Here is a 19,566-nt window from a genome sequence, read left to right as displayed (position 1 = left end):
GGCCCGAGCCTATTGTGCGGCCAGACCGTTGCGCCGGATCACCGAGGCGTACCACTTGGCGCTGGACTTGGGGGTGCGGACCTGACTGTCGTAGTCGACGTGGATCATGCCGAACCGCTTGGTGTAACCCCAGGCCCATTCGAAATTATCCATCAGCGACCAGGCAAAGTATCCCCGCAGAGGCACTCCGGCGTCGATCGCCTCGTGGGCGGCGCGCAGGTGGGCGTCGAAGTAGGCCAGCCGATCGACGTCGTCGACCTGCCCGTCGACCACCGAGTCGACGAACGCGGAGCCGTTTTCCGTGACGTACAGGGGCAGCTCGGTGTAGTCGTGCACCCGGCGCAGCGTCTCGGTCAGACCCGGGGCGTCGATCTCCCAGCCCATGTCCGTGACCGGAACGCCACGGGTGACGAACCGGACGTCCTCGCTGCCCGGCCAGCACGAGGGGGCCGGGTCGGCCGCCACGCCCTCGACCGGCGCGGCGACCACGTGCCGGCTGTAGTAGTTGACCCCGACCAGGTCCAGCGGCGTGGAGATGGTCGCCAGGTCGCCGTCGTGCACGTGCTCGAAGTCGGTCACCGTGCTGAGGTCGGCCACCAGGTCCTCCGGGTACGACCCCCGCAGCAGCGGGTCCAGGAAGAACCGGTTGGCCAACCCGTCGATACGCCGCGCCGCGTCCACGTCGGCGGGGCTGTCGCTGGCCGGGTCGACCGGGTAGAGGTTGACGGTCACGCCCACCTCGGCGCCCGGCCGGGCGGCCCGCAGTGCCTGCACGGCCAGGCCGTGACCGAGCATCAGGTGGTGGCCGGCGCGCACCGCGTCCGCTCCGTCGGTGCGGCCGGGGGCGTGCACGCCGGAGCCGTAGCCGAGGAACGCCGAGCACCACGGCTCGTTCAGCGTGGTCCAGTAGCGCACCCGGTCACCGAGCGCGTCGGCCATCAGGGTGGTGTAGTCGGCGAAGCGGGCCGCGGTGTCCCGGGCCGGCCAACCGCCGGCGTCTTCGAGCGGCTGCGGCAGATCCCAGTGGTAGAGGGTGAGCCAGGGCTCGATGCCGTTGGCCAGCAGCTCGTCCACGAGTCGCCGGTAGAAGTCCAGGCCCTGCGGGTTGGCCGCGCCGACGCCGCCGGGCTGAACCCGGGACCAGGAGACCGAGAAACGGTACGACTTGAGGCCCAGCTCGGCCATCAGCGCGACGTCCTCGCCGAGGCGGTGGTAGTGGTCGCACGCCACGTCGCCGGTGTGCCCAAAGAGGACCCGGCCGTCGGTGTGGCTGAAGGTGTCCCAGATCGACGGGGTGCGGCCGTCCACGGCTGCCGCCCCCTCGATCTGGTATGCCGCCGTCGCGGCCCCCCAGAGGAATCCGGGTGGAAAGGTCAGCCCGGGACGCTCGTCGAGGACGTCGACGGCGGGTGGGCTGGCGGGGTTGCTCACGACTTGACGGCACCTTCCATGATCCCGCCGATGATCTGGCGGCCGAACACGAGAAAGACGATTACCAGGGGGATGGTGCCGATCGCCGTGGCGGCGAACACCTGGGAGTAGTCGGTGTAGTAGGCGTACGACAGGAAGGAGAGCGAGACCTGGAGGGTCGGGTTCTCCGGGGTGAGGATGGCGTACGGCCAGAGGAACGAGTTCCAGGTCTCCATGAAGGTCAGCAGACCGAGCACGCCGGCGGCGGGACGCAGCGCGGGCAGCACGATGCTCCAGTAGATCCGGAACGTGCTGGCTCCGTCGACGCGACCGGCCTCGATCAGCTCGTCGGAGATGGCCTGGCTGGCGTACTGCCGCATCATGAACACGCCGAAGGCGGTGACCAGGAACGGCACGGTGACCGCGTAGAGCGTGTCGTACCACCCCAGGTCCTGCATCATGCCCCAGAGCGGGATGAGGCCCATCTGGGTCGGGATCATCATGGTGACGATGATCGCCAGCAGGAGGGCGTTGCTGCCGCGGAACTTCAGCTTGGCGAACGCGAACCCGGCCAGCGAACCGGTGAGCACCACCGACAGGGTGACCACCGAGGAGACGATGATCGAGTTCATCATGCCGGTGAGGAAGTTGGCGGCGTCGTTGTCGAGCACCCGCCCGAAGTTGTCACCGAACGCGCCGCCCGGGGTCAGCGGCGGCGGCACGTCGTTGATGTTGTCCAGGCTGCGACTGCCGATCACCAGCATGTAGTAGAACGGGTAGATCGACAGCAGCGCCGCCAGGACGAGCGCCAGGTAGGTCAGCGGGCTGGTGCGCCACAGGCGCTGGGAAGCCGAGATCATCGATCTCTCCTCACTTCGCCGAGCGGCGGACGAGTAGGAAGTTGAACAGCGACACCACGATGATGATCATGAAGATCGCCCAGGCGACCGCGGCTCCGTAGCCGGCGGTGTTCAGGTTCACGATGCCCATCTCGTACATGTACATGGCCAGCGTCTGGAACTCCCGCTGGTTGCCGCCGATGATGTTGCCGTTGCCGAAGAGCAGGGGCTCGGTGAAGAGCTGCATGCCGCCGATCGTGGACAGGATGACCACGAAGATGAAGGTCGGCTTGAGCATCGGCAGGGTGATCTGCCAGAACTGTCGCCACGGACCGGCGCCGTCGATCTCCGCGGCCTCGTAGAGATCCTTCGGGATCGCCTGCATGCCAGCGAGCAGGATCAGGGTGTTGTACCCGGTCCACCGCCAGTTGACCATGGAGGAGATGGCAGTCCAGGAACTCCACCGGTGCCCGTCCCAGTCGACCGGGTCGACACCGACGAAGCTGAGCAGCCAGTTGAACAGGCCGAACTCCCGCTGGAACAACATCCCGAAGACGATCGCGACGGCGGCCACCGACACCACGTTCGGCATGAAGATGGCCATCCGGAAGAAGGTCTTGGCGCGCAGGAAGGTCCGGTTGAGCAGGTTCGCCAGGAAGAGGGCGAGCAACAACTGCGGGATGGTCGACAGGGCGAAGATGCCGAACGTGTTGACCAGCGCGTTCCAGAAGTACTCGTCGGACACCAACCGGGTGTAGTTGTCGAAGCCGATGAACGTGTGCTCGCCGATCATGTCCCAGTCGTGCAGCGACATCCAGGCGGTGCGCAGCATCGGGTACAGCCCGAATACACCGAAGATCAGGAAGAACGGGGCGATGTAGAGGTACGGCGAGTACTTGACATCGAGGCGGTTGAGTAATCTTCCCCGTCGACGTTGGCGATCGACGTCGGGAGAAGGCGGTGCTGCTGGCGACGGCCGTGCCGTCGTGGCCGACAGGCTCATGCGAATTTCCTTTTCCGGCGAGGCCCGGGGGCCCTCGCGCAGGGCGCTACGCGGAGGGGACCGGCCGGTGGCGTCCGGGAAGCCCCGAACGCCACCGGCAGGGAATCACTCAGAAGGCACCCTGAGTCTTTGCGTCCTTCGTGAACTGCTCCCAGGCCTTCGCCTTGTCGGCCTGCCCGTTCTCGAACGCCCGCAGAGCCGGCTCGAGCGCGTTCTCCTTCACCGCCTGGTGCTTCGGGCCCAGGTGGGTCGGCTGGATCTTGGCGACGCTCTCGCCGAAGATCTTGCCGGTCGGCGCGTTGCTGAAGTACTCGTTGGTGTAGCTGATGAACGCCTCGTTCTTCAGCGCCTCCAGGTTCGTGGGCAGCGGGCCCTTGAGCTTGAACGCCTCGACCTGGCTCTTCGCGTTGGTCAGGTACTCGGCGAGCTTCGCCGCCTCGTTCGGGTACTTGCTCTGCGCCGGAACCGCGAGCCACGAGCCGCCCCAGTTACCGCCGCCGCCCGGCACGGACGCGACATCCCACTTGCCCTTGTTGGCCGGACCGGAGTTGTCCGACACGATGCCGAGCATCCACGACGGGCAGAAGGTGGCAGCGAAGGTGCCCTGCTTGAAGCCACCCGACCACTCCGGCGACCAGGTGGACGCCTTGGCGGAGATGTCCGCCATCGAGGTGGCGGTGTCCCAGGCGTTCTTCACCGCGGGGCTGGTGTCCGCGATGATGTTGTCTTCCTTGTCGTAGAACAGGTCACCGTTGCCCTGGAAGAGCACACCGTTGGAGACGGCGGTGATCGAGTCGATGAACGCCTTGCCGCCGCTGCCCTGCTTGTACTTCAGACCGGCGTCGTGGAAGCCCTTCCAGTCCGGCCAGAGCGCCGACACCTGGTCACGCTCGGTGGGCAGGCCGGCCGCCTGGAACAGGTCCTTGCGGTAGCAGACGGCGAGGCTGCCGACGTCGGTCGGCAGGCCGATCAGTCGACCGTCCGGCGCCTTGCCCAGCTCCCACTTCCAGGGCAGGTATTCCTTCGAGTGGTCAGCGACCAGCGGAGCGAGGTCGGCCCAGTTACGCGCGTTGGGCTTGAACTCGTTGAGGATGCCCTCTTCCAGGGCGGTGACGTCCGCCGCGCCCTTGCCGGTGGCCAGGTAGCGGACCAGCTTCGGCCGGTACTCACCGAGCTGCGCGGTCTTGCGCAGCTCGACCTTGATGCCGGTGTCCTTCTCGTACTGCTTGACGAGCTCGTCGTAGCCCATCTCGCCGAAGGTGTCGACGACCAGCTTGGCGGGCTTCTCGCCGGCCGCTGGCTTGTCGTCGTCGTTGCCGCAGGCTGCGAGACCGCTGACCGCGGTGATCGCGGCCAGGGCAGCGGCCGCCAGGCGGGTACGCCGCGTGGTGACACTCATTCGCTGACCCCTCTTTCCGGTGGTGAGGCTGATGTGTGTGGTGGGGGGTGCTCATCGCGCCGGGCCGGGGTCCGTGAGTGACACACACCACCTCCGGGAGCGCTCCCATGAGATTGCCGGCGGGTAACGGGAGTGTCAATAGGACGTTGGGAGCGTTCCCAGATCGTTACCGCTGATCACTCTCACCGCACCGACCCCAACCACACCCCCCGCCCCAGCGGGGTGATCAAGAGTTTTCGGTCAGGAAGCGGAGCCCAGCTGACGCAGACCTCTTGATCGACAACGGCTCTGGTCGGGCGCGTCAGGGGGTGGGGTGGGCGGTGGATCAGCAGAAGTGGCGCAGGAGCGTGGTCGCGCGGGACGGTTCGAAGCGGGACGGGTCGAAGGTCGGACCCGCCCAGTCCCGCAGCATCGCGTGGCGGGAGCTGACGAGGTCGGCCGTGTCGCTCTCGTCGTCCACGGCTTCCAGGAGCGCCTGGTAGCCCAACGACCCGCCGACACCTTCCGGCGGGCAGGCCCGCTCCCCGGCCAGGCAGACCGGGTACCGCTCGTCGGGGTCGGCGGTCACCGCGTCCTCCACGACCAGGTCGTGCTCCCACCAGTCGCCGAAGTCGTACGTGTAGGAGAACCGGCTGCCCTTGCCGAGCACCGCGTCGAGCCGCACGTCCAGCTCGTCGTGCAACCCCAACTCCCCGTCCGCGTCCGGCTCGCCGTACTGCACCGCGTCGATCTCGAACGAGTGCAGGTGGCAGTCCCGCCAACCCATCGCGTGCTGCACCACCCGATGCAGCCGATCCAGCGTGTAGCCGGCCGGCACGAGCACCCGGCGCCACACCGGCGGGCGGGTCCCGGCGAGGGACATCTTCAGCTGGAAGATCTGACGCGCCATGGCTGTCCTGTCCTCCCGCGGCTTAGGCTGCGAGCATGATCTGCCGAGCGTGCCGGGCCCGGCGACACGACGACTGCCCGGGCCGGAACTGGTGCGACTGCCAGCACCGTACCGCCGAACCCACCCCTCCGGTCACCGGTCCGGCCGGCGAATGACCGTCGGAATTCCGATCCGACGGCTCTGGCCCGAGCCGTCGACGCAGCCGCTCGACGACTCCGCGCTGATTGCCCTTTACGGCCGCGCCGACGAGCCCCGACTGCGGGTGAACTTCGTGGCCAGCCTGGACGGCGCGGTCACCGTGGACGGCTACTCGGCCGGGCTCTCCGGCGAGCCGGACAAGCGGGTGTTCGGGCTGCTGCGGATGGTCTGCGACGCGCTCGTGGTGGCCGCCGGCACGCTGCGCCACGAGGGATACCGCGCGGTCCGACTCGACGAGCGCCGCCGCGCCTGGCGTCGCGACCACGGGCTGGCCGACTACCCCACGCTCGTGGTCGTCTCCGGCTCGTTGGACCTGGACCCGGCGCAGGCAGCCTTCGCCGACGCACCGACCCGACCGATCGTGCTCACCCATGACGACGCCGCGCCACCACCCGGCCTCACCGACGTCGCCGACCTGCTGCGCTGCGGCGCCGAGCGGGTCGACCTGGCCGCCGGTCTCGCCGAGCTGCACCGCCGCGGGCTCACCCAACTGCTCTGCGAGGGCGGTCCGCACCTGTTCGGCACGCTCACCGCCGCCGACCTGGTGGACGAGCTGTGCCTCACCGTCTCGCCGCTGCTGGCCGGGCCCGGCCCCGGCCGGATCACCGCCGGCGACACCGCACCGCCCCGGCACCTGCCACTGCGCCACGTGCTCACCTCCGACGACGGCGTCCTGATGCTCCGCCACGCCCGCCCGTGAGACCTCAGTCGGTGAGCACCGCCCCGGGAGCCCACGGAATCCGGTAGCGCTGGCCGTCGGTGGTGCTCGCCCAGACCTGCACCTCGTCGTACGGCTCGGCGGCGACCACCTCGGCCACCGCGCCGCGCGGTGCCGCGCCGAGGGGATGCGACACGCCGTCGGCGACGACCTCGACGGTACGCCCCTGCGGAGCCTGGACCAGGACGTAGAGCCGACCGCCGGAGCGCCGGGCCACGGCCACGCCCAGCCCGCTGCCGGTGGATCGGACGGCCGCGCAGACCGCGTCACCATCGACGCAGGCCAGGTCGTACGAGAGGTAGTCGAGCAACCGGCGCGGACCGCCCCCGTCCGAGGTGATCAGCACCTCGGCCGCGTGTCCCCCAGCGGGCCGCTCCTCGGCGCGTGGTTCGCGCCGGATCAGCACCAGCGTCTCCGTCCCCATCCGGCCGACGGCGACGACCTGCGCCTGCGTCACCGGTCGACCGTCGGCACCGACGATCCCGGCCGGGACGTCGGCAACCGCGCTCGACGCGGCACCCCCGCCCTCGCTGCCGCCACCGGCCGGCCCCAGTTGCGGGAGCAGCAGTGCCCCGGCGGCGACCACCGCGGCCACAGTGCCGCCCGAGAGCAGCAGACGCCGACGGCGACGCGCCCGGCTTCTCGTGACGACCCGTTGGGCGAGACCGGGCGGCAGCTCCACTGTCGCGACGGCGTGATCGAGCAGGGCGGCCACCTCGTTGTCACGCATGGTTCTCCTCCGCGAGGTCGAGGTCGAGTGCGGGAACACCGGCCGCTTCCAGTCGGGCCCGCAGGCGGCGCAGACCACGCGAAGCCTGGCTCTTCACCGAGCCCACCGAACATTCCAGTTCGGCGGCAGCCTCGGCCTCGGAGAAACCGAGCCAGTACCGGACCACCACCACCGCCCGCATCCGCGGTGGGAGCTCCCGCAGCGCCGTCAGCAGCAACTCGCGGTCGTCGACCCGGGTCATCTCATCCTGTTGCGGCACCGCCTCCGGAAGACCGGCGACCCGACGTCGGTTCCACGGCGAGCGCCACCGGCTGACCAACCGGTTGGTCATGGCGCGACGCAGGTAGGCCTCCGGCTGCCGTTGCCGGACCACGTGCCAGCGCGGGTACGCCTGCTCCAGCACCTCCTGCAGCAGGTCCTCGGCGTCCGCCCGCTGCCCGGTGATCAGTACGGCGAAACGGAGCAGTCGCGGGCCGCTCGTCGCGACGAAGGCGCCGAAGTCGTCATTCATACGTGCTCCATGCCTAGGTAACGCGGCCGGCGCCCCGGGAGTTGAGTCCGGACCTGGTGCGGTGCACGCCGACACGACTCCCGCCCACCTCTTGCGCTCGGTCGAACACCCAGCGTCATGAGTGTGACGGCGCATGGTGTCGTCCGCCGCGTCGCGTGGCGACCTGTCGTACTCCTCGGGCAGGATGCACTGCATGCGCGCCGACCGTGATGCCCGACCGACCCGAGCCGCCCGATGACCGACGCCGAGCTCGACAGCCCGGGCGGGGTGGTCGGCCGCGTGCTGGGCACCGCCGACGCCACCCCGTTGCAGTTCTGGACGGCCGTCGCCCCGGGCAGTTACCTCCAGCTCGACGACGTGGTGGTCACCCGGCGCGAGCTGCCGGACCGGGAGCCGGTGACGATCGCCGGAGTGGTCACCCAGGTCCGCGCCCGGCACGAGGGCGCCCAGTTCGAGTCCGACGTGTTCGCCATCGCCGACGGCACGCTGCCCGCGCAGGTGCAGGAGGCGGCCGAGGTGACCACCACCCGGGTCGATCCGGAGCTGTACGTGCCGCCGACCCCGGGCGCTGTGGTGCACCGGGCCGAGGGCGACGCCCGGGCCCGCGCGCTGCACTTCGACCGGATGGAGCGGCGCATCCCGATGGGGATGGGTCGGGACGGGGTTCCGGTCTATCTCAACGCCGACTTCCTCGACGGCAGCCGGGGCGCGCACGTCTCGATCTCCGGCATCTCCGGGGTGGCCACCAAGACCAGCTTCGCCACCTTCCTGCTCTACTCGGTGTTCCGCTCGGGCGTGCTGGGCGGCGACGCGGTCAACGCCAAGGCGCTGATCTTCAACGTCAAGGGCGAGGATCTGCTCTTCCTGGACCACCCGAACACCCGCCTCGACGAGCCCACCCGCGCCGCGTACGCGAAGCTCGGGTTGAGCGCTGGCGCCTTCCCCGACGTGCGGGTGTACGCCCCGCCCCGGGTCGGTGACTCGGCCGGCACGCCGGATGTGAGCAGCCGGCTCACCGGGGTCGACGCGTTCTACTGGACGTTGAGCGAGTTCTGCACCGACCGCCTGCTGCCGTACGTCTTCGCCGACGCCGACGACGAGCGCCAGCAGTACACGATGGTGGTCCACTCGGTGGCCGCGCACCTGGCCCGCTACGCCCAGCCCGCCGACGGCGGAGTGAGCATCGACGGGGTCCGGCTCGGCTCCTACGGCGATCTGGTCGACCACATCGTCGATCAGCTCAACGACGACGAGACCCGCTCCGACTGGGCGGGCAGCGCTGTGGGGCTGGGCACCGTCAACGCGTTCGCCCGGCGGTTGATCGGCAGCAAGAAGGACCTGGCCCGGCTGATCCGTGGCGACCTCGCCACCCGCCGCCCCCACTCCATCAACACGAGCGAGTCGGCCCAGGTGACAGTGGTCGACCTGCACAACCTTCCCGACCGCGCGCAGCGGTTCGTGGTCGGTGTGACGCTCAAGAGCGAGTTCGAGCGCAAGGAGAAGTCCGGCACCGCCAAGCCGCTGCTCTTCGTCGTCCTCGACGAGCTCAACAAGTACGCCCCCCGGGAGGGCTCCTCGCCGATCAAGGAGGTCCTGCTGGACATCGCCGAGCGGGGCCGTTCGCTCGGGGTGATCCTGATCGGCGCGCAGCAGACGGCGAGTGAGGTGGAGCGGCGGATCGTCACGAACTCGGCGATCCGGGTGGTCGGCCGGCTCGACCCGGCCGAGGCGTCCCGCCCGGAGTACGGCTTCCTGCCGCCCGCGCAGCGCCAGCGGGCGTTGCTCGCCAAGCCGGGCACCATGTTCGTCAACCAGCCGGACATTCCGGTGCCGCTCTGCCTGGAGTTCCCGTTCCCGGCCTGGGCCACCCGGGTCTCCGAGGCGGGCCGGGCACCATCGGAGACGCTGCGCTCGATCACCCAGTCCGCCGACCCGTTCGCCGTGGTGGGCTCCGGCGGCGGCACCGACGACGACATCCCGTTCTAGCTAGGGCCGGCACAGGTGAGCGCGAGGAGTGAGCTTGCGAGCCCCGCAGCCGCGCACGGAAGGCAAGCACAGCCATGAAGATCCTGCACACCTCCGACTGGCACGTGGGAAAGGTGCTCAAGGGGCAGTCCCGGGCCGACGAGCACAAGGCAGTGCTGGCCGGGGTGATCGAGATCGCCCGTGCGGAACAGCCGGATCTGGTGATCGTCGCCGGTGACCTCTATGACACCGCCGCGCCCAGCTCGGAGGCGACCCGACTGGTCACCAGGGCGTTGACGGCGTTGCGGCGTACCGGCGCGGACGTGGTGGCGATCGGCGGCAACCACGACAACGGCCCGGCGCTGGACGCGTTGCGTCCGTGGGCCGACGCCGCCGGCATCACACTGCGCGGCGGGGTGCGGGAAAACCCGGACGAGCACGTCATCGACGGCACCACCGCCGGTGGCGAGCGGTGGCGGCTGGCCGCGTTGCCGTTCCTGTCCCAGCGGTACGCGGTGCGCGCGTTGGAGATGTACGAGCTGACCGCCGCGGAGACCAACCAGACGTACGCCGACCACCTGGGCCGGGTGCTGGGGCGGCTCACCGAGGGTTTCACCGAACCGGACCGGGTGCACCTGGTCACCGCGCATCTGACGGTGACCGGTGCGGCCACCGGTGGTGGCGAACGCGACGCGCACACCGTGTTGGGCTACGCGGTTCCGGCCACGGTGTTCCCGGCCACCGCGCACTACGTGGCGCTGGGCCACCTGCACCGCGCGCAGCGGGTCATCGGCCCCTGCCCGGTGCGCTACAGCGGCAGTCCGCTCGCCGTCGACTTCGGTGAGCAGGAGAACGTCCCCTCGGTGACGATCGTCGAGGTGACGGCCAGCACCGCCGCCCGGGTGCGGGAGGTGCCGGTGACGGCGGCCAGCGCGCTGCGGACGGTGCGGGGCACCCTGGAGCAGCTCGCCGAGATCGAGGCACCGGACGCGTGGCTGCGGGTGTACGTGCGGGAGCAACCCCGCGCCGGCCTGCGCGAGGAGATCCAGGAGCTGCTCCCCCGGGCCCTGGAGATCCGGATCGACCCGGAGCTGTTGGCCGCGCCGGGCAGCGGCGCGCGCATCGCGCAGCGGTCGGGGCGTTCGCCCCGGGAGTTGTTCGCCGACTACCTGGACAGCCGGGGTCACGCCGACGAGGGTGTCCAGGAGCTCTTCGACGAGCTTTTCGAGGAGGTCGAGCACTGATGCGTCCGATGCGGTTGGACATGGCCGGCTTCACGGTCTTCCGGGACGAGACCACTGTCGACTTCACCGACGCCGACTTCTTCGCGCTGATCGGTCCCACCGGTTCGGGCAAGTCGACAGTGCTGGACGCGATCTGCTTCGTCCTCTACGGCATGGTGCCCCGCTGGGGTGGCGCCCGGGGGTTGGCGAACGCGCTCGCGCCGTCGGCGACCGAGGCGCGGGTGCGGTTGGTCTTCGAGTCCGGCGGCGCCCGTTACGTGGCGACCCGGGTGGTCCGCCGGGACGGCCGGGGCAACGTGAAGACCGCGAACGCCGGGTTGCAGCTGATGCCGGCCGGTTTTGACGTGACCAAACTGGACACCGGTCTGAGCCCGGACGACCTCGGCGAGGTGGTGGCCGGCACCCCCGCCGAGATGGAGCAGGCGGTGCTGGAGGCGGTCGGGCTGCCGTACGAGCAGTTCACCAGCTGTGTGGTGCTGCCACAGGGGCAGTTCGCCGACTTCCTGCACGCCAAGCCGGCGACCCGGCAACAGATCCTGGTCAACCTGCTGGGCCTCGGCGTCTACGAGGACGTGCAGAAGAAGGCGACGGCGCGCGCCGCGCAGGCGGAGGCCCGGCTGGAGGCGGTCGACCAGGTGCTTGCCGGGTTGACCGGTGTGGACGACGAGGCGTTGGCCGAGGCCGACGCCCGGGTCGACCGGATGGCCGAGCTGGCGGCGGCGGTGGCCGAGGCGGTGCCGGAGCTGGCGGCGGCCCGGGTCACCGCACGGGAGGCCGCGGCGGCGTTGACAGCGCTGGACGACGAGCTGACAGTGCTGACCGGGGTGCGCGCGCCGGGTGGGGTGACCGCTGTCGCTCGCGCGGTCGCCGCGGCGCGGGCCGACGCCGAGGCGGCGGCGGCCGGGGTGTCGCTGGCCGAGGAGCGGGAGGACAAGCTGCGCGGCGAGCTGGCCGCCGCCGGTGACGAGAGCGCGCTGCGACTTCAACTGCGGGCGTACGACGATCGGGATCGGCTGTCCGGCGAGGCCGAGACGGTCCGGGCGACGGTGCGCGCGGCGAATGACGAGCACGCCGCCGCGGTGGCGGCGCTGGCCGCCGCACGGGTGGTCGCCGAGCGGGCCGACGCCGAGCTGGAGGCGGCCTTCCGGGCGCACGAGGAGGCGAAGGCCACCGATCTGGCGGTGAGCCTGCGGGTGCACCTGCATGCCGGTGCGGCGTGCCCGGTGTGCGAGCAGCCGGTGGCCGAGGTGCCGGCGGTGCCGGCCGATTCGGCGGTGGCCGCCGCGACGGCGGCGGGCAAGGCGGCGCGGGCCGCTTCCAAGGCCGCGCAGGCGACGGTGCAGGAGCGGGACACGGCGGCGCGGGAACTGGAGCGGCTGCTGGTGCAGGCGCGAGCGCGCCAGGAGCAGATGGAGGCCCGGCTGGCCGAGCTGGACGGGCAGCTCTCCGGCGCGGCCGAGCCGGCCGTGCTGCGCCGGGAGTTGGCCGAGCATGCCCGGTTGCGGCGCGCGCTGGAGGAGGCGGCGACAGCGGTCCGGGCTGGCCGTGAGGCCGCTCGGCAGGCCCGGGCCGGGGTGGACGCCGCCGAGGAGCGGCTGCGGGCGGCGTGGCGGGCCTTCGACACCGCCCGTGACGGTTTGGCCCGGTTCGGCCCTCCGGCGACCGACCGGGACGACGTGGCCGCCGCGTGGGCGGCGCTGACCGGGTGGGCGACCACCGAGGCGGACCTGCGGCGCGCCGAGCGGGCCGGTCGGGCCGACGCCGTGGCGGAGGCCGTGGCGGTGGCCGACGGGGTGCAGCGGGGCATCGCTGGCATCTTCGCCGCCGCCGACGTGCCGGTCGGGGACGACCCGGTGCACGCGGCGACGGTGGCGGTGGAGCGGGCCGACGCCGACCGGCGGCGGCTGCACGAGCGTCGCGAGCAGGCCGGTACGTTGCGCGAGCAGCGGGCGGGCCACGAGCGGGAGGCGCAGGTGGCGCGCGCGCTCGCCGGGCACCTGCGGGCCAACAACTTCGAGCGGTGGTTGCTGGCCGAGGCGTTGGACCTGCTCGTCGACGGGGCGTCGGGGATCCTGCGGGAGCTTTCCTCCGGTCAGTACGAGCTGGTGCACGACAAGGGCGAGTTCGTGGTGGTCGACCACCACGACGCGGGGTTGCGCCGGGGCGTGCGCACCCTCTCCGGCGGTGAGACGTTCCAGGCGTCGCTGGCGTTGGCGTTGGCGCTCTCCGAGCAGTTGGCCGGCATGTCGACAACGGCGGCGAGCCTGGAGTCGATCGTCCTGGACGAGGGTTTCGGCACGCTCGACGCCGCCACCCTGGACACTGTGGCGGCGACCCTGGAAAATCTGGCGGCCCGGGGCGATCGGATGGTCGGTGTGGTCACCCACGTGCCGGCGCTGGCCGAGCGGATCCCGGTCCGGTTCGAGGTGCGCAAGGACGCGCGCTCGTCGCGCATCGAACGGACCGGCCGGTGAGCGCGAGGAGTGCGGCGCACGGGAGCAGCGCAGTCGCTGACGAGGGGCCGGCCCGGTGAGCGACGCCGCGTTCTTCGTGGATTCGTGGGATCCGGCGTACGGGGCGTCGTTCGAGGCCTCGACCGCCGGGCCGGCCGCGCCGAGCAGCGCCCAGGTCGACGCGGACGTCGAGTTGCCCGCCGTGGACTGGCGGGCGATCGGGGTACGCCCCGGGGTGCGGGCGCCGGACGTGGTGTTGCTCGTCGACGGGGTTCGGCGCATCGACGCCAGCATCTGGACGGCGGAGACCGACGGCCTGTCGTTCCCGGGGTTGGCCGCCTCGTACGCGGCCGGGGTGGTCCGGTGTGACCTGGGGCGGGGTGCGGCGCAGTTGGCGGGCACCCGGGTTGGTCGGGGCCTGTTCACAGCGAGCCCGTCGGCGCAGGACGTGGTGGCGGGCGCGATCCGTTACCCGGTGCACCGGGTGGGTGGCACCGGTGAGCTGGCGAAGTTGCCGGCCGCCGTGCAGGGTCCGCTGACCGCGTTGGAGGTGGCGGTGTCCGACGCCGCCCGGGTCGACGGTGACCTGTTGGTGGTGGACGGCCCGCTGCGCAGTCGTCGGCAGTTGCCGCGCACCCTGGGCTACATCAAGACGCAGCACAGTCAGTACCTGGACGCCCGGCTGACCGCTGTGGTGACGGGTATGGCATCGGGTGAGCGTTCCCCGGTGTTCCGGCTCGGCACCGCCTGGGGCGGTTGGTCGTGGTATTTGCGGCTGCCGGTGGCGACCGGCGCGCCGTGGGCGGGCATCGTTCGGGTGGAGTGCTCCGCCGACCTGCCCGTCGAGGCGGCGATCGAGCTGGCCGATCTGTCGCTGGTGACCCTGCCGCGCTTCGCCTCCACCCCGTACAAGGATCCGCGGGCCCCGCAGAACCTGATCCCGATCGCCGGCCTGGAGCGCCGACTGCGGGCCCTGCTCGGCGATTCCCGGCTGCTGCACCGTGCGTTGACCGCTGCGGCCCGCGCCGCCCGATGAGCGCGGACACTGGTTCCGATGGGGCGTAAACGGGCGGGTGACCGTGTGGTCGAGCAGGTGGACACCGGGCTGGCGGAGTTGGTGCCGGATCCGGACCGGGCCGGCTCGTGGACGCTGCTGCTGGACGGCGCGCCGCAGTCGCACGTCGACCTGACCGACCCCACCCACCTCGAGTTCGAGTACGTGCGACGGTTGGCTGCCGCGGTGGATCTGCTCGCGCCGGCCGGTGAGCCGCTGCGGGTGCTGCATCTTGGTGGCGGCGCACTGACCCTGCCCCGGTACGTCTCCGCGACCCGACCCCTGTCGACCCAGCGGGTGTCCGAGGTGGACGGTGCGCTGGTTGAGCTGGTCCGTCGGGCGTTGCCGTGGCCGTCGGACGCCCGGTTGCGGGTCCGGGTGGAGGACGCCAGGGCGGTGCTCGCGTCCACCCGGGAGGCCAGCTACGACGTGGTGGTCGCCGACGTGTTCGCCGGTGCGCGTACGCCGGCCCACCTCACGTCGGTGGAGTACGTCGTCGAGGTGGCCCGGGTGCTCCGCCCCGCCGGTTGGTACCTGGCGAACCTGGCCGACGGCCCGCCGTTGCGGCACGCCCGTGGGCAGGTCGCCACGGTCCGTTCGGTGCTGCCGCAGGCCTGTCTGGTCGGGGACGCGGCGGTGCTGCGTGGGCGGCGGTACGGCAACCTGGTGCTGGTCGCCGGGCGGTCCACACCGCCGGTGCCGGAGCTGACCAGACGCGCCGCCGGCGACTGGTTCCCCGGGAGGGTGGTCGCCGGCGACGACCTGGACCGCTTCGTCGGTGGCGCGCCGGTGGTTCGGGACGCGGACGCCACCGGCTCCGATCCGCCACCGCCGGGGCTGTTCTCGGTACGCCGCTGACCGTCCACCCGACAGCGGCGGGGAAGTTTTTTCGTCGTTTGTTGATCCGCTGGGGCAGGTGCTGCGTACCACCGGGCGACCCACCTCGTGGGCTGGCGTTGGTCACGGACATCCCGGAGGTCTGCATGCACGCGGTGGCGGCCGGTTGGCATGGCGACGCGGTACGCGCTGACTGGTTGTCGGCGCGACCCTCGTCACGGTCGACCTCGTCTGCCCGAGGGGTCGACGCACGGGCGTCGACTCGCCAGAATGGTCCGGTGACGCCGCGACCGGCGCCCGGACGCCATCAGGCGACGACAACCGAGGCCAGCCACTCCGACCAGTTGATCCGTCAGCTCTACGCCGAGCACGCCGGCCCGTTGCTGATGTTCGTCATGCGCCTCACCGGGGGGGACCGGCAGCGCGCGGAGGACATCGTCCAGGAGACGCTGCTGCGGGCCTGGCGCAACGCACACCGGCTGGGCACGCAGGGGCAGGGCTCGTTGCGGCCGTGGTTGGTCACTGTGGCCCGCCGCATCGCCATCGACGAGCACCGCAGCCAGGAGGCCCGGCCGCCGGAGACGTACGACCGGGACCTCACCGCGTTCGCCGAGGCGGACAGCACCGACCGGGTGCTGCGCACGATGACGGTGGCGGACGCGCTGCGTACGCTCAGTCAGTCGCACCGGGAGATTCTGATCTCGACGTACTTCCGGGGGCGGACGGTGCCGGAGGCAGCCGAGGAGTTGGGCCTGCCGCTCGGCACCGCCAAGTCGAGGGTCTACTACGCGCTGCGCGCGCTGCGCACGGCTCTGCAGGAGCGGGGGGTGACAGAATGAGCCGGCCGGACCACATGGACGTCGCGGCGTACGCGCTCGGTGTGCTCGACGAGCAGGACACGGAGCGGTTCGAGGAACATCTCGCCACCTGCTGGGCGTGCGCGGCCGAGTTGGAGACGATGGTGCCGGTCGTCGGGCTGCTCTCCGACATCGACGGCGAGACGATGATGGCGCTGGAACAGACGGCGACCGACCCGGCCCTGCTGGACCGGACGCTCGGCGCGGTCCGGGCCGACCGGCGACGTAGCCGGTTTCGCCACCTGCTCGCGACGGCCGCCGCGGTGGTGGTCTTCGGCGGTCTGACCGGGTACGGCTTCGTCAGCGTGACCGGCAACGAGCAACCACCGGGGGTGCTCGCCGAGTCGACGCCGAGCGCGCCCAACGACCCTCCGACGAGCGCGCCGACGGCCGCGCCGAGCGGCCCGGGTGTGGGCGGCACCGAGGTGGAGGGCGACCAGGTCGAGGCGACCGACCCGACCACCGGTGTGCAGACCACCATGTTCCTGGTGACCAAGGACTACGGCACCCGGATCAATTTCAGCCTGCGGAAGCTACCCGGCCCACGCGTCTGCCGACTGGTGGTCGTACGCAAGAACGCCACCACCGAGGTCATCTCGACCTGGTCGGTGCCGGAGGGCGGCTATGGCACCAACACCCGGCCGCAGGGTCTCGAACTGAGCGCCTCGACGTCTGCTCTGCCGAAGGACATCAAGCAGCTCCAGGTGCAGTCGGTGGATGCCAACGGCGTGGCGAGTCCGCTGGTCACCGTACCCATGTAAGCGCGCCTACCGCATCGGCGCCGGTCATTGTCACAATGGCCGGCGCCGATCTGTCGTTACGTAAAGATCCCCTCGCGGGTGCGTACGCATGGCAGCCGGAAAAGGTTCAATCGATTTAAGTGAAATTGACCACTGTTACTACTTCAACCTTGACAGCCCAACCGCCGTACCTATGGGTGAACTGTCAAGAATGAGGAGGGCACGTGGCACAGATGAAGCGGACCGTCATCGTCGCGAGCGCGATGGTCGCACTAACGGCCTGCGCTCCCGCGGGTTACGACGGGGCGAACTCGAGCGCGGCTGAGCCGGTCGCCGTCGCCGCGGCCGAGCCCACTGCGACGGTTGAACCTGAGGCCTCGGCTTCCGCGGAGGCGCCCGCCGCCGACGCCCCGCCCGCGGACGTCGACCTGACCGAGAAGTTGGTCGGTAAGAGCGTCGCCCGGATGGGCAAGGTGGTCACCGACCAGGACGGCTGGATCCTGTACCGCTTCGATAAGGACACCGCCGACCCGCCGTCGTCGAACTGCGTCGACAAGTGCGCCGAGGTGTGGCCCCCGGCACTGACCGACGGCAACCCGGAGCTCACCGGCGTCTCGGACGACAAGGTCAGCAGCGTGACCCGGCAGGACGGCACCCGTCAGCTCACCGTCGGCGGCTGGCCGGTCTACCGCTACATCGGTGACAAGAAGCCCGGCCAGTGGAAGGGCCAGGCTGTCGGTGGCACCTGGTTCGTGGTCCAGCCGGACGGCAAGAAGAACCTGAGCTGCCTGCCCAAGGGCACGCCGAAGGCGGTCGCACCGCCGGCGGACAGCGGCTCGAACGACGCTGGCGGCTCGGGCTACTCGTACTGAGCCTGGTCGCCCACGAGGGCACGGTGGTCGGTCGTCGCCGGGGAGGGCGCGACCGGCCACCGCCGTGTCCGGGGTGGGTCAGGCCCGTTCCCACGGGCTCGGCACCGGAAAGTACGTCTCCAGGAACGGGATGAGCAGCGCCAACTGCGCCTCTAGGTCCTCCTCGACGGAGAACGCGTCGTTCAGGCAGAACACCTGCCGATCCCGACGGGCGAGCAGGTGCGCCAACCGGGCGGGCGTGTCCGGATGGGACAGCTCGGCGATGGTGTACCGCAGGTTTCCCGGTGCCGCGCGACCGGTGTGGAACGCGTAGTAGTGGTGCAGCGACGAGGCGACCGACAGGTCGTCCATGCTGCGGAACTGACTCGCCGCGGTCCGCTGGTACTGCTGCGGGAACGTCTGCTCGATCTCCTGGAGCACGCTTCGCCGCAGCGCGTGCGGCATGTGCTTCATCTTCTGGGTCAGCACTGTGCCGAACCGCTCCGCGATCAACGCCCGGTTGTTCTTCCCGGCCGCCGACGACGGAATGTCCCCGGCGGCGGGTGGGCCCGGCGGCACCAGCGCCGGCGACGGAAAGAACCGGGAGATGCCGTTGGCCAGGAAGAAATCCTGGGGCAGCACCTCGGTGCCGAGGAAGACGTCGTCGTTGAAGTACAGGAAGTGCTCGGAGAGCCCGTCGATGTGGTGCAGCTGACTCTCGATGGCGTGCGAGTTGTACGTCGGCAGCACCGTCGGATCGGTGAAGATCTCCCGATGGCTGACCACCCGCAGCCCGCTGGCGGACGGGTCCAACCAGGGCGGCACCTGGTCGTCGGTCACCACGTAGACATGGCGCACCCAGGGCGCGAACAGGTGCAGCGATCGGAGCGAGTAGCGCAACTCGTCGCGGCTGAGGAAGCGGGCCGCGCTCGCCGCCTCCGCGTGGTACGGCACCCCGGCCACCTCTGCCCGTCGGCGCAGCCAGGCCGGGTCGGTGCCGTCGACCCAGGTGTAGACCACGTCGACCGGGAACGGCACGTCGTCGGGGCGCGGTGCGGCGAACTCCGGACGCGTCCAGGCGGTCGCGGGTGCGGCGGCGGGTGCCAGGCCGGTGAACCGCGACTCCGGTACGAGGACCAGCGGCGCCGCCACGGTCACCTGTTCGGCGACGGCGTTGGGCCGCGGGGCGACGAGGGTGTCACCCTCCCGGGCCCAGAACTCGACGTCGCACCCGTACGCCTGCCCCAGCACCAGCCGCCGCTGGGGGTCGGTCCAGTACCAGGTCAGCCGCAACACCGCGGCGTCGGCCAGGCGGTCCCAGGTCTTCGGTTCGAAGCCGGCCGCCGGCTGCCCGGTGTCGTTCGGCTCGCCGACGTAGCCGGGGACCCGACCGCATGCGGCGGCGAGTGCGGCGTACGCCCGCGTGCGGTGCGCGGCGTCGACGGCGACCACCGACGAGCGGTGGGTTTCGCCGCGTACCCGGAAGTGGGGTACGCCGGCCTCGTCGAGCGCCGCCGTCACCGCGGTGAGGTTGTCCAGTCGTGCCATCAGGGGGGTGACCGCCCCGATCCGGGCCACCCTGGGTCCCCGGTCGGCGGTGACGACAACCCGGTCCGCGCCGGCCAGCAACTCCGGCTGGCGGCGGGCCAGCCGTTCGCCCCGGCGCTCGGAGAGGTGCCCGTCCCGCGCGGCCCGGGCGACCCACTGCTTCAGCTGGTGCCGGGCCCGGGGGCTCACCTTCGTCGCGATGGCCCGCCGGGTCTGCGGGCTCAGCACCCGGCGGTACACCTCCACGAACCCGGTGGGTTCGGCCAGCGCCCGGACTGGCTCCCCCGGTGGGGGCTTCGACTCGGTCACCGCGCGTTTCT

General features: G+C 71.1%; 17 protein-coding genes. 9 read left to right on the top strand and 8 right to left on the bottom strand.

The genetic code is table 11. The features are described 5' to 3' along the window. Positions 1-9: 9 nt before the first annotated feature. From ABZU43_RS27910 to ABZU43_RS27890, 5 genes are all read right to left on the bottom strand, one after another. Positions 10-1,431 (bottom strand): GH1 family beta-glucosidase, encoded by a 1,422-nt coding sequence (locus tag ABZU43_RS27910; RefSeq protein ID WP_355009407.1) that lies wholly within the window; start codon positions 1,429-1,431, stop codon positions 10-12. Beyond that, entirely contained in the window at positions 1,428-2,270 is an 843-nt protein-coding gene (locus tag ABZU43_RS27905; protein ID WP_091400707.1) for a carbohydrate ABC transporter permease, read from the bottom strand. Before ABZU43_RS27905 ends, ABZU43_RS27910 begins: the two co-directional genes overlap by 4 nt. 10 nt (positions 2,271-2,280) lie before the next feature. Next, positions 2,281-3,252 (bottom strand): sugar ABC transporter permease, encoded by a 972-nt coding sequence (locus ABZU43_RS27900; protein ID WP_355009406.1) that lies wholly within the window; start codon positions 3,250-3,252, stop codon positions 2,281-2,283. Between the two features lie 109 nt (positions 3,253-3,361). Continuing rightward, on the bottom strand, positions 3,362-4,651 hold the full coding sequence (locus ABZU43_RS27895; RefSeq protein ID WP_355009405.1) for an extracellular solute-binding protein: 1,290 nt from the start codon (positions 4,649-4,651) through the stop codon (positions 3,362-3,364). A 325-nt stretch (positions 4,652-4,976) separates the two neighbouring features. Next, positions 4,977-5,540 (bottom strand): plasmid pRiA4b ORF-3 family protein, encoded by a 564-nt coding sequence (locus tag ABZU43_RS27890; RefSeq protein ID WP_355009404.1) that lies wholly within the window; start codon positions 5,538-5,540, stop codon positions 4,977-4,979. Between the two features lie 151 nt (positions 5,541-5,691). Between ABZU43_RS27890 and ABZU43_RS27885 the strand changes: the two genes are divergently transcribed. Next, positions 5,692-6,438, top strand: a complete 747-nt coding sequence (locus ABZU43_RS27885; RefSeq protein WP_355009403.1) for a pyrimidine reductase family protein — start codon at positions 5,692-5,694, stop codon at positions 6,436-6,438. A gap of 4 nt (positions 6,439-6,442) precedes the next feature. On the opposite strand, the gene ABZU43_RS27880 is transcribed toward ABZU43_RS27885, so the two are convergent. Continuing rightward, positions 6,443-7,186, bottom strand: a complete 744-nt coding sequence (locus tag ABZU43_RS27880; RefSeq protein WP_355009402.1) for a hypothetical protein — start codon at positions 7,184-7,186, stop codon at positions 6,443-6,445. Further along, positions 7,179-7,697: a SigE family RNA polymerase sigma factor gene (locus ABZU43_RS27875; RefSeq protein WP_355009401.1), complete on the bottom strand. Its 519-nt coding sequence runs from the start codon at positions 7,695-7,697 to the stop codon at positions 7,179-7,181. The genes ABZU43_RS27880 and ABZU43_RS27875 overlap by 8 nt, the downstream gene beginning before the upstream one ends. A gap of 234 nt (positions 7,698-7,931) precedes the next feature. Between ABZU43_RS27875 and ABZU43_RS27870 the strand changes: the two genes are divergently transcribed. The 8 genes from ABZU43_RS27870 to ABZU43_RS27835 all read left to right on the top strand — a co-directional run bounded on the left by ABZU43_RS27870 (position 7,932) and on the right by ABZU43_RS27835 (position 17,719). Further along, positions 7,932-9,683, top strand: a complete 1,752-nt coding sequence (locus ABZU43_RS27870) for an ATP-binding protein (RefSeq protein WP_355009400.1) — start codon at positions 7,932-7,934, stop codon at positions 9,681-9,683. 74 nt (positions 9,684-9,757) lie between these two features. Continuing rightward, entirely contained in the window at positions 9,758-10,906 is a 1,149-nt protein-coding gene (locus ABZU43_RS27865) for an exonuclease SbcCD subunit D (RefSeq protein WP_355009399.1), read from the top strand. Further along, a complete protein-coding gene (locus tag ABZU43_RS27860; protein WP_355009398.1) occupies positions 10,906-13,380 on the top strand; it encodes an SMC family ATPase in 2,475 nt (824 codons plus the stop codon). The genes ABZU43_RS27865 and ABZU43_RS27860 overlap by 1 nt, the downstream gene beginning before the upstream one ends. A 55-nt stretch (positions 13,381-13,435) precedes the next feature. Next, entirely contained in the window at positions 13,436-14,395 is a 960-nt protein-coding gene (locus ABZU43_RS27855; protein ID WP_355009397.1) for a hypothetical protein, read from the top strand. Positions 14,396-14,413: 18 nt separating this feature from the next. Further along, positions 14,414-15,271 carry a fused MFS/spermidine synthase gene (locus ABZU43_RS27850; protein WP_355009396.1) on the top strand — a complete coding sequence of 286 codons (858 nt, stop codon included), beginning with the start codon at positions 14,414-14,416 and terminating at the stop codon, positions 15,269-15,271. A 125-nt stretch (positions 15,272-15,396) separates the two neighbouring features. Next, a complete protein-coding gene (locus ABZU43_RS27845; protein ID WP_030488630.1) occupies positions 15,397-16,089 on the top strand; it encodes a sigma-70 family RNA polymerase sigma factor in 693 nt (230 codons plus the stop codon). Continuing rightward, positions 16,086-16,868 carry a zf-HC2 domain-containing protein gene (locus ABZU43_RS27840; protein WP_355009395.1) on the top strand — a complete coding sequence of 261 codons (783 nt, stop codon included), beginning with the start codon at positions 16,086-16,088 and terminating at the stop codon, positions 16,866-16,868. Before ABZU43_RS27845 ends, ABZU43_RS27840 begins: the two co-directional genes overlap by 4 nt. A 203-nt stretch (positions 16,869-17,071) precedes the next feature. Then, on the top strand, positions 17,072-17,719 hold the full coding sequence (locus ABZU43_RS27835; RefSeq protein WP_355009394.1) for a hypothetical protein: 648 nt from the start codon (positions 17,072-17,074) through the stop codon (positions 17,717-17,719). Positions 17,720-17,797: 78 nt separating this feature from the next. Here the strand turns inward: ABZU43_RS27835 and ABZU43_RS27830 are convergent, their stop codons facing one another. Further along, on the bottom strand, positions 17,798-19,555 hold the full coding sequence (locus tag ABZU43_RS27830) for a stealth family protein (RefSeq protein WP_355009393.1): 1,758 nt from the start codon (positions 19,553-19,555) through the stop codon (positions 17,798-17,800). Positions 19,556-19,566: the final 11 nt, after the last annotated feature.

It is taken from the genome of Micromonospora sp. NPDC005205 (assembly GCF_040608275.1).
GTDB lineage: Bacteria > Actinomycetota > Actinomycetes > Mycobacteriales > Micromonosporaceae > Micromonospora.
The sequence above is the reverse complement of the archived record's forward strand: the minus strand, read 5'-3'. Positions and strand labels throughout refer to the sequence as shown.